Below are 17,960 nucleotides of genomic sequence, written 5' to 3' on the forward strand. Positions count from 1 at the left end.
GACGGCAGGCACGAGCGGTCCACATCTCACGGAGCGTTAGCACCTTCGCGAGCGTGGCCCTCGTGCCTGCCCCCAACGATCAGCCACGCCGAAGGCGACGATCACGCCTACTGGCGGGGACTCTTAGGGGACGGGTTCGCGTCGGTGCCATCTCGTCCCGGATCTCGAGACGGCCGAGCTCGCGTCCCTGAGGCGGCGAGCACGGTGACGACCGCACGACAACAGGAGCCAGCATGCCGAGCGTCGCGATGCAATCGGGGTCGACCCAGGCCCGCCCTGGCATCAGTATCCCGGAGGTGCGGGGCCCTGTCCCTCCTGCGTCGTCGATGCCGGTGAGACCTTCGTCGCCTGGGGCGACACGCCTGAATGGCCCGGTGATGACGAGCTGTGAGCCAAGGACAACTCGGCCTGTGGATCTCCATCCACAATCTCGCGCGTGCTGCGGGTCCCGGCCCCGTCGGGCTTGTAGCGTGGCCCGCGTCCCCAGTCGTGGTCGCCCGACGCCGCGGCCGGCCTCAGGAAGGTGAGCGGTTGAAGTTCGATGTAATCCTCACGAATCCGCCCTTCCAGGACTCGGTGAACCGCAAGAAGACGCCACACAAGCTGTGGATCGACTTCACGTTGGCCGTCTTCGATCGCCTACTGGCCGAGGGTGGCAGCCTGGTGCAGGTCTCCCCGGCGAGCTTCTCCAGCCCGAGCAATGTGGTCTTGGAGCTCATGGAGGAGAACCAGACCAACGTCCTCCGCTTCGAGAACGAGCACCACTTCCCCGACGTTGCTTCGACCTTCTCTGATTACTGGATCAAGAAGACGGAGAACGACCCGACGCCCACGACCGTCATCAAGGGCGACGAGACGTTCGACATCGAGCTGGACAAGTCGATGTTGTATCTGCCGAACGACCTCGGCCGGCTGTCGATGTCGATCCACGGCAAGGTCATGTTCACGCCCCGCACCCGCCTTGGCGTGCAGTGGGACTACGTCGCCTGCCACAACATTCGGCGCTACGACAAGAACCCGACGCTCGTAGAAGTCGAGACGCCGGAACACCCGTATCCCATCTTCCACACGAACCGCTCGACCTGGTGGTCATCGGTCCGGCAGGACTGGGCCGGCAATCTCAAGGTGATGTGGACGCGCAGCGGCTACACCAAGCCGTTCTACGATCACGGCAAGCTCGGCGGGACCGACATGGTCTATTACGTGCCCGTAGAGACCGAGGAGCAGGGGCGGGTCCTCGCCCACAATCTCAACACCGAGCTGATGCAGTACATCTACAAGACCGCGAAGTGGTCCGGGTTCGGTAACGAGCGAGTGTTCTCGCGCCTGCCCGCGTTGCCCCGGTTTGAGGCGCTCACCGACGAGGAGATGTTCGCCTTCTTCGAGCTGACAGAGGAGGAGGTCGCGTATGTCCGAGCTGCTGTGGCGCCGCGTCGCCGAAAAGCTGGCTGAGCACGACTACATGGCGGGCGTCGAGCGCACGGTCGAACGTGCGCGCGCTACGGGTGAAGTCTTCACCCCGTCCAAGCTGGTCATCGAGATGCTGCAGTACGTCGACCTCGACCTCTTCTTGCCGGGCAAGACGGTCCTCGACCCCGCGTGCGGCGATGGACAGTTTCTGGTCGCGGCAAAGTGGGTGAAGGTGTTCCACCACGGCATGTCCGAGGCGGACGCGCTTGCCGACATCTACGGCGTCGACATCATGCGCGACAACGTCGACCTCTGCCGGCGGCGTCTCGGTGGCGGGACGATCGTGATGGGCGACGCCCTCAAGCCAGCCCGTCACCTCGACGGCCAGACCGACGAGGAACGGGGGCTGATGCTGTCGATCTTCGACGAGCCGCCCACCAAGGTCCGCAAGAAGGAACGGGTCAACGGCATGAAGCCCAGGTCAAAGACGCTGCGCGGCCAGCGTCTGCCTGTGGACGCCCCATACCCGGCCGAACGCGGCCTGGCGGTGGAGGTCGAGGTCGACGAGGAGCAGCGCGACCTGGCCCTGTTCTGATCGCTAGAGCAGGGCCAGGCCGGCCGGTCTGTCACTTGCCGAAGATGCCCACTCGACGCAGGTCGAGGTACGTGTTCGTCGATGTGGCGATCTCCTTACTCTTGTACGGGCGCCGCTGGCCCCACTTGAGCTTGATGAGGTGGCCCTTGTCGTCCTTCTCACGGAGCCCCTCGTAGCGCTCCTTGGGGCGGTACCAGGCTCCGTTCGTGTTGATCGTGAACGGCACGTCCGTGGCGAGCAGCACCTTGCCGGGCTGATCGGTGAACTCGAACCGGATGTTCTGCAGGTGCTGGCGGGCGGTGAACGTCGTGGTCTCGGCGTTCAGCTTCTCGCGGAGCTTGTGGTACGCCGGGTTCGTGATGCTGTCGACGTAGCGCGCGGAGTCGAAGAAGAGCGCCTCCTCCTTGCCGTCCATGCCGATGCGCGCGAGGAACTTCTCGCGGACCTGGTCCAGGCCGACCAGCCGGAAGATCTCGAGCACGGCTTCCATGCCGGGCTCAGCGGCCCGTTCGACGGCGGCGCGGACGCGCGCTTGGTCGTACATCTCACAGTCCGGACCCAGGAGGTCCGCCCGCATTTCGGCCTGGAGTCGGTCGAGCGTCTCCAGCGGAGCCTTCAGATCCACACGTCTCATGAAGTCGAGGACTGCGTTGCGGCGCGTGACATCGCTGCCGCTGAACGCCGGCGAGGGAGCATCCGGCCGCGGGTCTTCGTACGTCCCCACCCCGATCCGATTAAAGACGAAGCCGGCAGCGAAGGACAGGAACGTCCCGCTCGACACCTGCGGTCGGGTGATCCCGCCGCCGCCGATGTAGTTCTTCAGGCTGACCGGGATCGGCTCCCGCAGTCCGCTGACGTGGATGAAGACGTCGGCCTTACGGCCGGCGTTGCGTTCCCTTGCCTCCACGTTCTCGAAGAAGAACGTCGAGCCCTTGTAGTGCTGGGCCAGTCGCTGCACGAAGTTCGGCAGCTGGAGGTCGGCGTTCCGCTTGTACTTCCCATACTCGCCGAGTTCGAAGTCATCCAGCGTCAGGCCGCAGCCCGTCAGGTAGGACACGAACTCAGCCCAGCGCTCATGACTGCAGCGGATGGTCGCGACTCCGAGGTCCTCGGCGGTCTTCTGGAGGACGTACACGAAGTACGCCTCGCAACTGTCCTGAATGCCGTGCTGATCATCGTCCACGTTGGGCCCCGTCTTGTCGTCGGTCCACCTCTGCTTACGGACCGTGTTGCGGTGGCAACCTAGCGACATTCAGGTTGCGAACGAGGGACATTCGAGATGTTTCCCCCGTCCGAGTGGTCCGCGAGGTCGAACCTCCGCGGATCGGGGCAGGTGGAAATCTGACCGTAGCGACCCACCCAGCGCGCTCTGGCGAGCCACCGTCCGTGGCCGTCGCTGTGGTTCCTGTCGGTGTGACCTGCAGCGGATTGACCTGCGTGTTGACCAGTCCAAGGCGGTCGTGTCAGCCTGAGGTGTCCCGTTTGGGTCGGCGCACTGCCCGGGGCTAACGCCGACGGTCACGTCCCCGGGGATGGTGTAGCTCGTCCGCGTGCTGCTCTGCGGGAGTGCTGACTATGCCGTGTATAGGGCGGGCTGGTCGATCACCCCGCCGGGGTCGGTGCGGCGGGGCTTGAGAGCGGTCGGCTCGGGCGGGGTGAGCAGGGCCATGGAGGCCTCGGAGAGGTAGCGGCGGTCGGCGACCTGCCACTCGTCGTGGGCCTCGATGAGCACGCAGCCGGCGAGCCGGAGCAGGGAGGCGTCGTCGGGGAAGATGCCGACCACGTCGGTGCGGCGCTTGACCTCCTTGTTTAGCCGTTCCAGCGGGTTCGTGCTCCAGATCTTGCGCCAGTGGGCCTAGGGGAAGTCGGCGAAGGCGGTGATCTCCTCGCGGGCGTCGCGCAGCAGGCCGGCCACCGACGGGAACTGGCGCTCCAGGGTCAGGGCCACGTTCTCCACCGCCTCGCGGACGGTGTCGGCGGTGGGCTGGGCGAAGGTGGTGCGGATCGCGGCGGCGACCATCTCCGCCTGCCCCTTGCTGACGCGGGCGAGCACGAAGCGCTGAGAAGTGCACCCGGCAGCGCTGCCAGGCCGCGCCGGTGAGCACGGTGTCGATCGCGGCGGTCAGGCCGCGGTGGGAGTCGGAGACGACCAGCTGCACCCCGGCCAGGCCGCGGTCGCACAGGCCGCGCAGGAAGCCGGCCCAGAACACCTCGTTCTCGCTGTCGCTGACGTCGACCCCGAGGACCTCCCGGCGTCCGTCGGCGGCTACGCCGGTGGCGATGACCACCGCCCGGGAGACCACCCGCCGGTTGACCCGGGCCTTGCAGTAGGTGGCGTCGAGGAAGACGTAGGGGAAGGCCTGCTCGCCCAGGGATCGGTCCCGCCAGGCGGTCACCTCGGCGTCGAGCTGAGCGCAGATGCGGCTGACCTCGCTCTTGCTGATGCCGGACTCCACGCCCAGGGCGGCGACCAAGTCGTCGACCTTGCGGGTGGACACGCCCTCCACCCAGGCCTGCATCACCACCGCGTGCAGCGCGACGTCGATGCGCCGGCGCGGAGCCAGCAGCGAGGGGAAGAACGACCCCGAGCGCACCTTGGGGATCTTCACCGTCAGGTCCCCGGCGGTGGTCGCGACCAGCTTGTCGCGGGTGCCGACGCGCTGGGTGGTGCGGGTGTCGGTGCGCTCGTGGGGTGCCGCGCCGATGTGCGCGCTCGCCTCGGCGTCGATCACCGCCTGCAGCATCCTCAGCAGCAGCCGGCGCATCAGCTCGCCGTCGTCCGCGCTGCGCAGTGCCTCGCTCAGCTCGAGCTGGGCAGACTGGTCCAGGGCCATCGTGTGGGTGCTCTTCTGTGAGTTCCTTGGCGGGTTCTCACAGAGCCTCACGCGGTGGCCCCTCGACGTCGGTGACCGACACGATCACCGAGGCCAGGGGCCCGATCTACACCACTCCAGGGGACTCACCCTCGTAGTGGCACGCAGGTGGCTTGCGCCGTGCGGAGCTTGGCGGCCGGGCAGTCAGCTCGGCCGCGAAAGTCGATGTCACGAGGACGACGTGCGGGAGGGGGGAGTCGAACCCCCACGCCCGAAGGCACCAGATCCTAAGTCTGGCGTGGCTGCCGTTACACCACTCCCGCGCAGGAGCCCGAGTGTAGGAGTCGCCCGTGCGGGGGGAGCGGCCCGACGAGGACGCGCCGGTCGCGGACGCGTCTGGCAGGCTGTCGCCCGTGCCCCGCGACCCTCGCCAGATCCAGCTGGAGATCGACGCCGCCCGCGAGTCGCTCGCGGCCACCCTGGACCACCTGGTCGCCCGCACCAGCCCCCAGCGGCTGCGGGCCCAGGGGCAGGCGGCCGCGCAGTCCTTCCTGCAGAGCCCGGCCGGTCTGGCCACCATGGGCGCGCTCGGCCTGCTGGTCACACTCGTCGTGGTCCAGAAGGTCCGGTCCCGCTGACCCGGCCGTGAGCCACCCGCGGCCCGACCCGGTCGGCCCCGGCCAGGAGTCGGTGTGGGACTACCCGCGGCCCCCGTCGGCCGAGGTCACGCCGCGGCACGTGGTCGTCCAGATCGGCGGGAGGGTCGTGGCCGACACCACGCGCGCCGTCCGCGTCTGCGAGACCAGCCACCCGCCGGTCTACTACGTGCCCCGCGAGGACGTCGCCGAGGGCGTCCTGTCCCGCGGCCGCGGCAGCTCGTGGTGCGAGTGGAAGGGTGCGGCGACCTACTGGGACGCCGAGGTCGACGGGCGCCGGGTGCCGGCCGTCGGCTGGTCCTACGAGGCCCCCACCCCCGGCTACCGGCACCTGCGCGGCGCGGTCGCCTTCTACCCGAGCCGGGTGGACCGCGCGCTCGTCGACGGCGAGCAGGTGCGCGCCCAGGCCGGTGACTTCTACGGCGGCTGGATCACCGGCGAGGTCGTCGGTCCCTTCAAGGGGGAGCCGGGCACGCTCGGCTGGTGAGCCGCGGTCAGGGGCGGGCCACGTCCAGCAGCGGCCGCACCACGGTGTCGAACACCTCGTCGACGTACGCCTCGTCGACCGGCCGGCCGGTGAGCAGCCAGCGCTGGACGAGCAGGGCGCTGGTCGCCTCGGCGGTGATCGACCCGGACAGCTCTGGCCGGACCTCCCCGCGGGCCTCGGCCCGGGCCCACACCTCGTCGTAGGCGGTCCGCCAGGACCGCAGCGGCCCGTTCTCGAAGGCCGCCATCAGCTCCGGCTGGTGCCGCATGACCGGCAGCAGGGAGCGCAGCGCCGACCCGGCCGGGCTCTCGACGGCGCGGGCGACCGAGCTCATCAGCTGCCGCACGTCGCCGGCCACGGTCCCGGTGTCCGGCGGCACGGCGACCACCTGGTCGAGCTCGGCCAGGGTGTCGACGACGAGCTCCTGCTTGGTGCGCCACCGCCGGTAGATGGTGGCCTTGCCGACCCCGGCCTCGGAGGCGACGGCGTCCATCGTCAGCGCCCCGTAGCCCACCTCGGAGAGCAGCCGCAGGATCGCCGCCCGGATCACGCCGTCGCGGCTGGGGTCCCTCGGACGGCCACCGCGGGGTCTCGGTGGTTCGGTGACGGGTGCAGCGATCATGGCGCAAACCTTAGACACTCAACCTGCGGACGCCGGAATTCCTGGCGCGCGCCGTCCGGAAATCCGGGACGGCGGTCGCGCGTCGGCCCGGAACCCGGTCGCGGCTCGGTCATCCTGCTCCGGTGGCGAGCACCCCGGGCGGATCCGGTCGCCGGGAGGTCTGGGACGTCCCGGGGCCGGCGACGCGTCTCCTCCTGGCGACCCCGGACGAGCACCTGCTGCCCGAGGTGGCCCGGACGGCGCGCGCGCTCGGGCTGGCCGTCTTCGGCACCGGCGACCTGCTCGACGTGACCGACGAGCGGGGCGGCCGCGGTCTGGACCGGCTGCTCGCCCGCCTGGCCCGCGAGCTCACCCCCGCCGAGGCCGACGGGGTGCGGGTGGCCGCGGACCCGCCCGAGGAGTGGGCGGCGCTGGTGTCCCGGCTGCTCACCGCCCCCACGCTGGCGGTCGAGCTGGCCCGGCGCGGGGTGACCGCCGAGATCGCCGTGCTCGCCGAGGCCGAGTTCCGGTCGGTCTACCAGCCGCTCGTCCGGCTCGACGACCGCGCGGTGGTCGCTCACGAGGCCCTGCTGCGCGGGGTCGTCGACGGTCGCGAGGTCGGCGGCGGGGACCTGTTCTTCGTCGCCGAGTCGGCCGGCTGGCTGCCCCGGCTGGACCGCATCGGCTGGGAACTGGCCATCGCCGGCGCCGCCTCCTGGCTCGGGGACGCCGACCTGTTCGTCAACTCCCACCCGGCCGCCGTCGCCCGGCCCCAGGTGGGCCTGGCCGGCGCCGAGCAGGCCCTGCACGACGCCGGCATCGACCCCTCCCGGCTGGTCGTGGAGGTCGGGGAGATCTCCGCCGCCACCGACCGCGGTCACCTGCTCGCGGTGCTCGAGCACCACCGGTCCCTGGGGTGGCGGGTCGCCCTCGACGACGTGGCCGCCGGCTGGTCGAGCCGCTCGCTCATGGCCGCCATCCGGCCGGACGTCGTCAAGCTGGGCAAGGCGCTGGTGCAGGCGCTGCCCGACGAGGGGGCCCGCACCACCGTGGGCTCGGTGGTGGAGGCGGCGCACCGGCTCGGCGCGGTCGTCGTCGCCGAGGGGGTGGAGACCGAGGAGGTCGCCGAGGCGGTCGCCGCGCTGGGTGCCGACCTCGGGCAGGGCTGGCTGTTCGGCCGCCCGGTCCCCCCGCCCTCCGACGAGGAGGGCACCGCCTCGACCTACACCCGGGTGGCCCGCTCCCGCTAGGACAGACCCCAGCCGGTCAGCACCTGGCGGGCGTGCTCGTGGCCCAGCACGCCGTAGGAGCCGGCGGGCAGGGCGAGCAGCGCGCCGGCCTCCGGACCCAGGCCCAGCCAGCGGGCGGCGAGCACGCGCAGCACGTGGCCGTGCGCGATCAGCGCGACGTCACCGTCGGCGAGCCGGGTGCGGGCCCGGTCGAGCACCCGGTCGACCCGGACGGCGACGTCCGCCAGCGACTCGCCGGGGGTGTCGCCGGGCACGGTGCCGTCGACCCAGATCGACCACTCCCGCCCCATCTCCTCGCTGATGGCCGCGGTGGTGCGGCCCTCGTAGCCCCCGTAGTCGAGCTCGACCAGGTCGTCGTCCACCGCGGTGGGCCGCAGCCCCGCCAGCTCCGCCGTCCGGCCGGCCCGCTGCCGCGGGCTGACGCGGACGTCGGCGAAGTCGTAGGCGCCCAGCGGGCCGGCCAGCCGGCGCGCCTGCTCCTCGCCCTCGGGCAGCAGGGGCAGATCGGTCACGCCGGTGTGCTGGCCGCTGCGGCTCCACTCCGTCTGCCCGTGCCGCACCACCACGATCTCGCCCATCGAGCACCTCCCGTCCGGCCGGTTCCGTCCCGCACGAGCATGCGGGACGGCCGTGCGGCCCGGTCAGCGGGCCCGGCGACGGGGGGCAGGCGGCCTCGTGCCGGGTCCCACAGCGAGCGGAGCGAGGGGTGGGGAGGACGAGGTCCTTTCAGCGCCAGCGGCGCGGGGCGTCGAGGCGCGCGCTGCGGCGGCCGGCCTCCTCGGCCCGGCGCAGCGCGCGCATGCCGTGCCCGGGCACCCGCCCGCGGCGCAGCGGTGCCCGGTCCGCACCGGCCGGCTGCGCCGGGCCGGGCCCGGGGGGCTCGACGGCGGCCGGGCGCACCGGTTCGTGACCGCGGAGGGGCCCGTCGAGGGTCAGCCGGTCCTCCAGCCCGGACACCCGCACCAGGCGGCGCGTGGCGGCCGGGGCCCCCACGATGCGGCACTGCCGGCCGGCGGGAGCGAGGGCGGCGGTGAACGCGGTCAGCGCGTGCAGACCGGAGCAGTCCCAGAAGTGCGCTCCGGCGACGTCGACGACGACGCTGGCGGTCCCCAGGCCGGCGGCCCGCTCCAGGGCAGCGGTCAGGCGGTCGAGGGTGGAGAGGTCGGCGTCGCCGGTGAGCCGGACGACGACCTGGTCGGGGGCGGGGACGAGCGCTGTGTGCAGGTGGGGCACGAGGACTCCGGCGGTGTGCTGCACTCCCGCCACGTGGTTCGGGCGGTGGGCCGACCGTAGTTCGATCGGCGAAGGATCACAACGCGGCGTGCTCGGCTCGTCGCACTCTGCTCCGGCGTGTCGACGTCGACCCGCCGGTGGTAGCGCTCTCCCGCCAGGCCGGCTGCGCGGGCGGTCGCGGGGAGCGGCACCATGGCAGGCGTGGACGCCGAGGACTTCCGCCAGATCAGGGATGCCGTCCGTCAGCTCGTCCGGGAGGTCGCCGTCCCGCTCGAGGAGCGGATCGACGACGAGGACCGCATCCCCGACGAGCTGCGGGCCCGCATCGCCGAGATGGGGCTGTTCGGGTACGCGCTGCCCGAGGAGCACGGCGGCCTGGGGGTGTCGATGGCCGAGGACGTCGAGCTGGCGTTCGAGTTCGGCTACACGACCCCGGCCTTCCGCTCCCTGTTCGGCACCAACAACGGCATCGCCGGTCAGGTGATCGCCAAGTTCGGCAGCGAGGAGCAGAAGAAGGTCTACCTGCCGCGGCTGGCCGAGGGGTCGCTGATCGGCTCCTTCGCCCTCACGGAGGCCGAGGCCGGCTCCGATCCGGCCGGGCTGCGCACGACCGCCCGCCGGGACGGCGACTCGTGGGTGCTCAACGGCAGCAAGCGCTACATCACCAACGCGCCCCTGGCCGACCTGTTCGTCGTCTTCGCCCGCAGCGACCCCGAGCAGGCCGGCGGCCGCGGCATCTCCAGCTTCGTCGTGGAAGCGGGCACGCCGGGTCTGACCGTCGGCCCGAAGGACCGCAAGATGGGGCAGTCCGGGGCGTGGACGGCGGAGGTCTTCCTCGACGACGTGCGGGTGCCGGCCGACGCGCTCGTCGGCGAGGAGGGCCGCGGTTACTCCAGCGCGCTCACCGTCCTCTCCCGCGGCCGGCTGCACATCGCCGCGCTGTGCGTCGGCATGGCCCAGCGGGTGCTCGACGAGTCGGTCTCCTACGCCGCCACGGCCAAGCAGGGCGGGGCGCCGATCGGCCGGTTCCAGCTCGTCCAGGCCCAGCTCGCCGACATGCACGCCGAGCTGCTGGCCGGGCGGGCCATGGTGCGCGAGGTGGCCGCCCGGTACGACTCGGGGGAGGACACCTCCATCGGCCCCTCGTCGGCCAAGCTGTTCTGCACCGAGATGGTCGGGCGCGCCGTCGACCGCGCCGTGCAGGTGCACGGCGGGCTGGGCTACCTGCGGACCACGCCGGTCGAGCGCTTCTACCGCGACGCCCGGCTGTACCGGCTCTACGAGGGCACCAGCGAGGTGCAGCGGGTCATCATCGGCGGCGGGCTGCTGCGCGCCGCCGGCATGCCGCGTGGGTGACGGAGGGCCCCGCCCTCCCCACCCCTCGCACGCTCGGGGCGGTGCCCTGGGCGGGGCCGGTGGACCGGAGGAACCGGACGGTCGCGGCCCCGGGCTCTCCGAGCAGCAGCGGGCCGCCCGCCGCGCCGTGGTGGGGGACCTCGGCGACGCGCTGCGCGAGCTCGCCGACGCCGCGGTCCGCACCGAGGTCGCCGAGGAGGAGCTGGCCGCCGTCGCCGCGGACGCCCGGGGCCTGGCCGCCCGGCTGCGCGCCGACGCCCGCAGCCCGTACGAGGTGGCCCGCGTGGACGACCCGGAGCGGGCCGAGCGGTGGTACAGCCCGGTCTACGGGCCGGGCAGCCCCGTGGCCCCCGCCCTGGAGGCCTCCGACACCCCCGACGGGCGGGCCACCGGCCGGGTCACCGTCGGCAAGGCGCACGAGGGCCCGCTGGGCCTGGTGCACGGCGGGGTCGTGGCCACCCTGCTCGACCACGTGCTGGCCCGCGCCGTGCGGGCGGCCGGGCACGGCGGCCTGACGGCCACCCTCACCGTCCGCTACCGGCGACCCGTGCGGCTCGGCGTCCCGCTGCTGCTCGACGCCGAGGCGGGCACCGTGCAGGGCCGGCGGACCACCGCCACCGCCCGGCTGGTCGCCGAGGCCGAGCCGGACGTCGTCCTGGCCGAGGCCGAGGGCCTGTTCGTGGCGATGCGCGCCGCGCGGGCCGCGGAGGTGTTCGCCGCCACCGGCCGGAGCATCGGGGCCTGGAGCGCCCCGGATCAGCCCGCCGGGGACTGACCGGAGGGGGCGTCGGCGGGGTGCAGGAGCGGCCCGGTGCCGCCCTCGCCCCGGCCGAGCGCGGCGACGAACCGGCGCAGCACGTCGTCGCCCCGGTGGGCCGGCGTCCAGTCCAGGAGCCGCCGGGCCCGGCCGGTGTCCAGGGCCGGCGCCTGCGTGGCGATGTCCAGCCAGCCGGGCTCGGTCGGCACCACCCGGGTGTGGAAGGCGGCCGACAGCCCGGTGCGCAGCAGCAGGGACGGGAACGGGACCCGGACGGTGCCCAGGGCGTGCGCCAGCGCGCCGGGGTCCAGGGTGGGCCCGGCGGCCAGGTTGAAGGGGCCGGGCGCGCGGCGGTCGAGCATCCGCACGATCCCGTCGGCCACGTCGTCGGCGTGGATCAGCTGCACGCGCAGGTCGGGGAGGGGCAGCGGCAGCAGCCGGGCCAGCCGGCCGGGCACCAGGCGGGCCGCGCCGAACACCAGCGGGCCGAGGAAGTAGCGGGCGATCTCGCTGCCGGCCTCGGGCTGCAGCACCAGGGTGGGGCGGACGACGGTGACCGTGGTGTCGGGCGAGCGGGCCGACAGCTCCCGCAGCAGGCGCTCGGCCTCGGCCTTGTCCCGGCTGTACTGCGACGTGGGGATCCCCGTGGTCGGCCAGTCCTCGCCGACCTCCCGGTCCCCGCCGCCGCCGGCGTACGTGCCGAGCGAGGACAGGTGCACCACGTGCGGGACGCCGGCGGCCACCGCGGCCTCGACCACCCGGCGGGTGCCGTCGACGTTGACCCGGTGCAGCCGCTCGGGCTGCAGGCCCGGCTGCAGCGCCCACGCGCAGTGCACCACGGCGTCCGCCCCGTCGAGGAAGGACCCGAGCAGGGTCCGGCTGGTCGGCTCGCCGAGGTCGGCCAGGTGCCAGCGCACCCGGTCGTAGGGAGCGGTCTCCGGCGGCTTCCGGCGGGCCAGCCCGCGCACCTCGGCGACACCGCTCGCGGGGTCGGTCAGCCGCCGCAGCAGCGCCGTCCCCACGTTGCCGCTGGCGCCGGTGACGGCCACCGTCATGCCCTTCAGGTGGTCCGGGGTCAGTGCCTCCATGGCCCGTCGGCTACCCGCGCAGCGCCCCGGCAACCCGGCAGGGGCGCAGGCCGGGGGAGACCCCGGCCACGAGCAGCGCGTGGGCGGCGGTGGCCGGCCCCCGCCGCGGTCAGTCGCCCGGGTCGTCCAGGGCCCGGCCGCGGCGCTCCGGCAGGAGCGCGCCGCCGGCGGCGGCGAGCACGAAGGCCGCCGCGAAGACGCCGAAGACCAGGCCGTTCCCGCCGGCGGCCAGCAGCGGCGGCACGCACAGCGGCGCGGCGACGGAGGCGATCCGGCCGAAGCCCGCCGCGGCCCCGGCGCCGGTGGCCCGCAGTGCGGTCGGGTAGGCCTCGGGGGTGGCGGCGTAGACCGCCCCCCAGGCGCCGAGGTTGGCGAAGGACAGCACCATCCCGGTGACCAGGACGGCGGTGTCCCCCTCGGCCACGGCGAACAGCCCGGCGCCGACCGCCGAGCCGGCCAGGAAGGTCACCAGCGTCGGCCGCCGCCCCCAGCGCTCGATGAGCCAGGCCGCCGTCGCGTACCCCGGCAGCTGGGCCAGCGTGATCAGCAGCGTGAAGCCGAAGGACCGGACCAGCGAGAAGCCCGAGGCCACCAGCAGCGTCGGCAGCCAGATGAAGGCGCCGTAGTAGCCGAAGTTGATCCCGAACCAGACCGCCCACAGGGCGCCGGTCGGCCGGCGGTGGCCCGGCGCCCACAGCGCGCGCACCCCCGGGGTGCGGCCCGGTGCGGCCGGCGCCGGCGAGGGGACGGCGGCGACGCCGGCGGCCCGCTCGAACCGGCGGACGGCGGCCTCGGCCTCACCGACCCGCCCGCGCAGCTCCAGGAAGCGCACCGACTCGGGCAGCCCCCGGCGCACCACGACCGCGTACGCGGCCGGGACCGCGCCCAGCGCCAGCGCCCAGCGCCACCCGGCGTCGGACGCCGGGACGACGAAGTAGCCGATCAGCGCGGCCAGGAGCCACCCCACCGCCCAGAACGCCTCGAGCGCGACGACCACCCGGCCCCGGATCCGCGCGGGGGCGTACTCGCTGACCAGCGTCGAGGCCACCGGCAGCTCGGCGCCGAGGCCCAGGCCGATGAGGAACCGGAAGACCAGCAGGGCGCCCACCGACCACGACAGCGCGGCGGCCCCCGTGGCGAGCCCGAAGACGAGCAGGGTGAGCGCGAAGACCTGGCGGCGGCCGATGCGGTCGGCCAGCAGCCCGCCGAGCGTCGCGCCCAGCGCCATCCCGACGAAGCCGATCGACCCGATCCACGACAGCTCGGTCGGGGTGAGCGCCCACTGCACGGCCAGGGCGGCCATCACGAAGGAGATGAGGCCGACGTCCATCGCGTCCAGGGCCCAGCCGACGCCCGAGCCGACGACCAGCCGGCCGTGCTGGCGGGTGAAGGGCAGCCGGTCCAGCCGCTCGGCGCGGGTCGCGGTGGTCGTCCCGGTCATCCCGGTGGGGCCTCCCGCACGTCCACGACGCCGGGCACGGGGGTGGCGGCGGGGAAGGCCGCCCGGAGCGCGTCCACGCCGTGCTGGGGGTGTGCCCGGGAGGTGAGGTCCTGCCGCCGGCGGCGCTCGTCGGCGGTGTCGAGCCCCATGGCCTCGTCCCGGTCCCGCTCCAGCGCCGGGTCGCACTCGCCGTCGCGGTTGAACGACCACATCAGCACCGGGTCGCCCAGGGGCAGGTCGTGCCCGGGCCGGCCGTCGTGGCGGCCGGTGTGCCAGGTGTGCCAGGTCTTGCCGTAGCTGTTGAGCAGCCGGGCCATGAAGGCGTGCTCGGCGGCCGCGGGCAGGCCGGGGGCGACCAGCGTCCCGGAGAGCACCTCGAAGTTGTGCGGGTGCCAGTAGGGCCGCTCGTCGTCCGGCAGCGTGCCGAACAGGTGCTCGGAGACGATGTACTCGATGCCGATGAGGTTGGCCTCGCGGGTGTTGCCGTCGAAGATGACGCACTGCAGGAGGTCGTCGTCGACCACGCGGCAGTAGTGGTGGGCCTCCATCTGCATGGCCGGGTCGTCCTTGGCGCAGTGGAACCCGACGACGTAGACGTGGAAGGCGCGCAGGGGTGTCGTCTCCTGGAGCACGTGGGCCCCCTGCTCCAGGACGGCGAGCCAGGCGCCCTTGTCGCGGCCGGCCGGGCGGACCGGGCTGTGCCGGGCGCGGATCGCCGGGTTCACCGTCCTCAGCCCTCGTCCTCGCCGTCGGTGGCGTCGTCGACCTCCTGCTCGACCTCGTCCTGGACGTCCTCGACCTCCTGCTCGACGCCGTCGTCGACGACGTCCTCGCCGCAGGCGGCGGTGGTGAACGTGGCGGCCGCGATCGCGAACGCGGCGGCGGTGGCGCGCAGCAGGCGGGGGCGGGTGGACGCGGGCACGGGCGGTACCTCCTGTGTCGGGCGGCTCTGTCCCCGTGCCCTTCCCTCGGAGCACCCGCCCGTAACCGGCGGGAGCGGGGTGGATCCGTCGGCGTCACGACCGACGGATCCACCCCGCTCCGCGGGGGGTCAGCTGCCGAGGCGCGCCTTCAGGAGGGCCTTGCCCTGCTCGCCCCCCTTCTGGCTCTCGTGCTGGGCCTTGCGGAAGAAGTCGGCGAGCTCGGAGTCGCCGTCGCGCTCGGCGTCCTGGATGTAGGTCTGCAGCCGCAGCGCGTTGCTGAGGCTCTGCTCGGTGAACCAGAGGAGGTCGTAGTGCTTGTCCTTGGTCCCGGTCACGTCGCCGGTCTCGGTGCTGCTCATGACGAGGGTCCTCCCGGTGCTCGGGTGGTCATCCGGACGGCTGTGGCCTACCCCACATCGGGGGGATGGAACGCGCCGGGACCGGTCAGCCGTGGTCGGCCACGTGCCGGGCCACCAGGGCCGCGGTGCGCGCGGGGGCGAGCTCGGGCACCCAGTGCGGGAGCCCGTCGAGGACCTCCAGCCGGTACGGCGCGTCGACGTGCCGGTGGGTGCCCTCGGTGGCGGTACGGCCCAGGGCGGGGTCCGCGGTGCTCCAGACGTGCAGCGTGGGCACCCGCACCGGGCCCACCGGGTCCGACGCGGCCAGCGGCAGGGCGCGGTACCAGGCCAGCGCCGCCGAGAGCGCCCCGGGCTCGCGCATCCGGCGGGCGTACCGGTCGGCGGTGGCCTCCGGCAGCCCGCTGCGGTGCAGCAGCCGGCGCAGCGGCGCCGCGCCTCGGGCGAGCAGCAGCCGCTCGGGCAGGAGGGGCAGCTGGAACACCCCGACGTAGACCGACCGGAGCGCCTGGCCGCCGGTGACGCAGGCCCGCGCCATCGCCGCCGGGTGCGGCACCGACACCGCGGTCAGCGTGCGCACCCGGTCCGGGTGCCGGGCGGCCAGCGCCCAGCCGACGACCGCGCCCCAGTCGTGGCCCACGACGTGCGCCCGCCGCAGCCCGGCGGCGTCGAGCAGGGCCAGCACGTCGGCGGTGAGCTCCCGCAGCCGGTACGGCGCCCGTCCCGCCGGGCGGGCGCCGGGGGAGTAGCCGCGCTGGTCGGGGGCCAGGGTGCGCAGGCCGAAGGCGTGCAGGAGCGGGGCGACGTCGTCCCAGGCGCCGGCGTCCTGCGGGAAGCCGTGCAGCAGGACGACGGGGTCGCCACCGGGCGGGCCGCCGTCCCGGACGTCGAAGGCCAGGTCGCCGCGCCGGAAGCCGTCCACCCCGGAACCGTGCCCGGCGGCGGGTCCGCCCGCCACCCCGGGGTGCCGCTCGCCGGGCTCAGGACCCGGTGCCGGGGCCCACCCCCCGCTCCCCGGACGCGGCGGTGCTCCCCGTCGTGCCCGCGGAGGGGGCCGCCGGCCGGTCGATCGCCACCGCCAGGGCCGGCAGCAGGAGCACGGTGAGCGCCCCCGCACCGACCAGCGCCGCGGCGTCGGCCGAGGAGAGGAGGTCGTTGCGCTGCCCGATCTCGGCCAGCGCCACGAGCACCGGCAGCGCCGTGGCCGAGACCAGCACCGTCTGCACCCGCTGGCGGGCGGGCAGCACCGCCCGGTAGACGCCCAGCGCGGGCAGCCCGCGGACGGCGACCATCAGCCCGAAGAAGAGCAGCACGAGCAGCGGCGCCGCCGCGATCGCCTCGAGGTCCAGGCCCATCCCCGAGTAGACGAAGAAGACCGGCACGAAGAAGCCGTAGCCGACGGCGTCCAGCTTGGACTCCAGCGTCGGCGAGGAGGCACCCACCCAGTGCCGCAGCACCATGCCGGCCAGGAAGGCGCCGAGCACGGCGTCCAGGTGGACCTGGTCGGTGACGGCGATCAGCGCCACCAGCAGCAGCATCGTCGCGCGCAGGGTGACCTGCGCGGTCTCGTGCTGGTTGAGGAGCACCACGGTGGACAGCCGGCTGCCCTCCCGCAGCAGGTGCCGACCGGCGGCGAGCGCGCCGGCGAAGGCCGCGACCGCGCCGATGGAGAGCAGGGCGGTGAAGCGGCTCTGCGTGCCGAGGAACACCGCGATCGCCACCACGGGGAACAGCTCCCCGACGCCGCCGGCGGCGAGCAGGTAGCGCCCGAACCGGCCGTGCAGGAGCCCGTGCTCCCGGAGGATCGGCAGCAGGGTCCCCAGCGCGGTGGTCGTCAGGCCGATGGCCACCGGGACGGCGGACTCCACCAGGCCGACCGCGGTGAAGCCGGTCGCGATCCCGAGGGCCAGCACGGCCGAGATCCCCCAGGCGCCGATCGCCCGGCGCCCCGGGTCTGCCCGCAGCAGCCGCAGGTCGAACTCGTAGCCGGCGAGCAGGAAGACGAAGCCCAGGCCGACGTCGGCGAGGACCTGCACGTCCCCGGGCGAGCTGAGCCCCAGCGCGGAGGGGCCGATCGCGACGCCCCCGGCCAGCAGCAGGACGACCTGGGGCACCGGGAGGCGCGGCAGCAGCCCGACGAGGACCGGCGCGAGCAGCGAGACGGCCAGGACGGCGACCAGCGCGTCGATCGCGACGACCCCGTCCACCGGCCTCTCCCGTCCACGGCCCCGGGGCGGGTGGGCCCGCCGCGCGGGAGGGGAGATCGTCGCGCGGACGGGCCGGGTGCGTCCACACCCCTCCGTCCGCGACCCCGGCCGGGGCCGGGGTGCACGAGCCGTCGCCGGACGCGACGGCGGGGGATCCGGGAGGATGGGCGCCGTGACGGAGGAGCTCATCGTCCTGGTGGACGTCGACGGGACGGCGATCGGCACGATGCCCAAGCCGCTGGTGCACCACGGGGAGACCCCGCTGCACCGGGCGTTCTCCGCCTACCTCTTCGACGACGCCGGCCGGCTGCTGGTCACCCGCCGCGCCGACGGCAAGCAGACCTTCCCCGGCATGTGGACCAACACCGTCTGCGGGCACCCCGGGCCGGGGGAGGACGACGAGGCGGCGATCGCCCGCCGGGCCGCCGACGAGCTGGGCCTGCGCGTGCGCGAGCTGCGCCCGGCCCTGCCCTCCTACCGCTACCGCGCCGAGTTCCGTGGCGTGGTGGAGAACGAGGTCTGCCCCGTCTACCTCGGCCGGTTCAGCGGCGAGCCGGCACCGCACCCGGCCGAGGTCGGCGCCTGGGAACTGCTGGACTGGCCGGCCTTCCGCCGCCGCCAGGAGGCCGAGGACGGCGACGCCTGGTCGCCGTGGTGCCGGGAGCAGGCCCGCCTGATCGAGGCCGCCGGGCTGGCTCCCACCGGCTGAGTCACGCGGCGACCACCGTCCGTCGCGACGGCCCGGGGCGCCGGTGTCGCTACCGGGTCGCCGCGGTGCGCCGCCCTA

General features: G+C 74.0%; 19 protein-coding genes, 1 tRNA gene and 1 pseudogene. 8 read left to right on the top strand and 13 right to left on the bottom strand.

Features of this window, described 5'->3' with window-relative positions:
- The first annotated feature begins 576 nt into the window (after positions 1-576).
- Positions 577-1,452, top strand: coding sequence for a hypothetical protein (locus D0Z06_RS16490; RefSeq protein ID WP_147332074.1), 876 nt, complete (start codon positions 577-579; stop codon positions 1,450-1,452).
- Complete coding sequence (locus D0Z06_RS16495; protein WP_117378652.1) at positions 1,409-2,005, top strand: N-6 DNA methylase; 597 nt, start codon at positions 1,409-1,411, stop codon at positions 2,003-2,005. Before D0Z06_RS16490 ends, D0Z06_RS16495 begins: the two co-directional genes overlap by 44 nt.
- A gap of 31 nt (positions 2,006-2,036) precedes the next feature.
- Here D0Z06_RS16495 and D0Z06_RS16500 read toward each other — a convergent pair whose 3' ends face one another.
- The 3 genes and pseudogenes from D0Z06_RS16500 to D0Z06_RS16510 all read right to left on the bottom strand — a co-directional run bounded on the left by D0Z06_RS16500 (position 2,037) and on the right by D0Z06_RS16510 (position 5,141).
- The gene (locus tag D0Z06_RS16500; protein WP_117378653.1) at positions 2,037-3,188 is read right to left on the bottom strand and encodes a hypothetical protein; all 1,152 of its coding nucleotides are present in this window, start codon (positions 3,186-3,188) and stop codon (positions 2,037-2,039) included.
- A 390-nt stretch (positions 3,189-3,578) separates the two neighbouring features.
- Positions 3,579-4,839: pseudogene (locus D0Z06_RS16505) on the bottom strand (IS256 family transposase).
- A 221-nt stretch (positions 4,840-5,060) separates the two neighbouring features.
- Positions 5,061-5,141, bottom strand: a tRNA-Leu gene (locus tag D0Z06_RS16510).
- A 90-nt stretch (positions 5,142-5,231) separates the two neighbouring features.
- On the opposite strand from D0Z06_RS16510, the gene D0Z06_RS16515 reads away from it, so the two are divergent.
- On the top strand, positions 5,232-5,456 hold the full coding sequence (locus tag D0Z06_RS16515; RefSeq protein WP_117378735.1) for a DUF3618 domain-containing protein: 225 nt from the start codon (positions 5,232-5,234) through the stop codon (positions 5,454-5,456).
- Between the two features lie 7 nt (positions 5,457-5,463).
- Positions 5,464-5,961, top strand: a complete 498-nt coding sequence (locus D0Z06_RS16520) for a DUF427 domain-containing protein (RefSeq protein ID WP_117378654.1) — start codon at positions 5,464-5,466, stop codon at positions 5,959-5,961.
- Between the two features lie 7 nt (positions 5,962-5,968).
- Here the strand turns inward: D0Z06_RS16520 and D0Z06_RS16525 are convergent, their stop codons facing one another.
- A complete protein-coding gene (locus D0Z06_RS16525; RefSeq protein WP_117378655.1) occupies positions 5,969-6,583 on the bottom strand; it encodes a TetR/AcrR family transcriptional regulator in 615 nt (204 codons plus the stop codon).
- A gap of 122 nt (positions 6,584-6,705) precedes the next feature.
- Here D0Z06_RS16525 and D0Z06_RS16530 point away from each other — a divergent pair, with 122 nt between their 5' ends.
- On the top strand, positions 6,706-7,812 hold the full coding sequence (locus tag D0Z06_RS16530) for an EAL domain-containing protein (protein ID WP_117378656.1): 1,107 nt from the start codon (positions 6,706-6,708) through the stop codon (positions 7,810-7,812).
- Here the strand turns inward: D0Z06_RS16530 and D0Z06_RS16535 are convergent.
- Positions 7,809-8,390 (bottom strand): histidine phosphatase family protein, encoded by a 582-nt coding sequence (locus D0Z06_RS16535; RefSeq protein ID WP_117378657.1) that lies wholly within the window; start codon positions 8,388-8,390, stop codon positions 7,809-7,811. The two genes, D0Z06_RS16530 and D0Z06_RS16535, sit on opposite strands and share 4 nt — an antisense overlap.
- A 148-nt stretch (positions 8,391-8,538) precedes the next feature.
- A complete protein-coding gene (locus D0Z06_RS25445) occupies positions 8,539-9,045 on the bottom strand; it encodes an STAS domain-containing protein (protein ID WP_158580013.1) in 507 nt (168 codons plus the stop codon).
- A 192-nt stretch (positions 9,046-9,237) separates the two neighbouring features.
- Here D0Z06_RS25445 and D0Z06_RS16545 point away from each other — a divergent pair, with 192 nt between their 5' ends.
- Both D0Z06_RS16545 and D0Z06_RS16550 read left to right on the top strand, forming a co-directional pair.
- Positions 9,238-10,401, top strand: a complete 1,164-nt coding sequence (locus D0Z06_RS16545; RefSeq protein ID WP_233517744.1) for an acyl-CoA dehydrogenase family protein — start codon at positions 9,238-9,240, stop codon at positions 10,399-10,401.
- A gap of 127 nt (positions 10,402-10,528) precedes the next feature.
- Positions 10,529-11,176, top strand: coding sequence for a PaaI family thioesterase (locus D0Z06_RS16550; protein ID WP_117378660.1), 648 nt, complete (start codon positions 10,529-10,531; stop codon positions 11,174-11,176).
- On the opposite strand, the gene D0Z06_RS16555 is transcribed toward D0Z06_RS16550, so the two are convergent.
- The 7 genes from D0Z06_RS16555 to D0Z06_RS16585 form a co-directional block, all read right to left on the bottom strand.
- Positions 11,158-12,246 carry an NAD-dependent epimerase/dehydratase family protein gene (locus D0Z06_RS16555; protein ID WP_117378661.1) on the bottom strand — a complete coding sequence of 363 codons (1,089 nt, stop codon included), beginning with the start codon at positions 12,244-12,246 and terminating at the stop codon, positions 11,158-11,160. The two genes, D0Z06_RS16550 and D0Z06_RS16555, sit on opposite strands and share 19 nt — an antisense overlap.
- 109 nt (positions 12,247-12,355) lie before the next feature.
- Positions 12,356-13,687, bottom strand: a complete 1,332-nt coding sequence (locus D0Z06_RS16560; protein ID WP_117378662.1) for an MFS transporter — start codon at positions 13,685-13,687, stop codon at positions 12,356-12,358.
- Complete coding sequence (locus D0Z06_RS16565) at positions 13,684-14,412, bottom strand: OBAP family protein (RefSeq protein WP_117378663.1); 729 nt, start codon at positions 14,410-14,412, stop codon at positions 13,684-13,686. The genes D0Z06_RS16560 and D0Z06_RS16565 overlap by 4 nt, the downstream gene beginning before the upstream one ends.
- Positions 14,413-14,417: 5 nt before the next feature.
- Positions 14,418-14,609 (bottom strand): hypothetical protein, encoded by a 192-nt coding sequence (locus D0Z06_RS16570; protein WP_117378664.1) that lies wholly within the window; start codon positions 14,607-14,609, stop codon positions 14,418-14,420.
- A gap of 129 nt (positions 14,610-14,738) precedes the next feature.
- Positions 14,739-14,969 (bottom strand): hypothetical protein, encoded by a 231-nt coding sequence (locus tag D0Z06_RS16575; RefSeq protein WP_117378665.1) that lies wholly within the window; start codon positions 14,967-14,969, stop codon positions 14,739-14,741.
- Positions 14,970-15,054: 85 nt separating this feature from the next.
- The gene (locus D0Z06_RS16580; protein ID WP_117378736.1) at positions 15,055-15,888 is read right to left on the bottom strand and encodes an alpha/beta fold hydrolase; all 834 of its coding nucleotides are present in this window, start codon (positions 15,886-15,888) and stop codon (positions 15,055-15,057) included.
- 58 nt (positions 15,889-15,946) lie between these two features.
- Positions 15,947-17,173: a cation:proton antiporter gene (locus tag D0Z06_RS16585; protein WP_117378666.1), complete on the bottom strand. Its 1,227-nt coding sequence runs from the start codon at positions 17,171-17,173 to the stop codon at positions 15,947-15,949.
- A gap of 163 nt (positions 17,174-17,336) precedes the next feature.
- On the opposite strand from D0Z06_RS16585, the gene idi reads away from it, so the two are divergent.
- Positions 17,337-17,882, top strand: a complete 546-nt coding sequence (gene idi, locus D0Z06_RS16590; RefSeq protein WP_117378667.1) for an isopentenyl-diphosphate Delta-isomerase — start codon at positions 17,337-17,339, stop codon at positions 17,880-17,882.
- The last annotated feature ends 78 nt before the right edge of the window (positions 17,883-17,960 follow it).

Source organism: Geodermatophilus marinus, assembly GCF_003428645.1.
GTDB lineage: Bacteria > Actinomycetota > Actinomycetes > Mycobacteriales > Geodermatophilaceae > Geodermatophilus.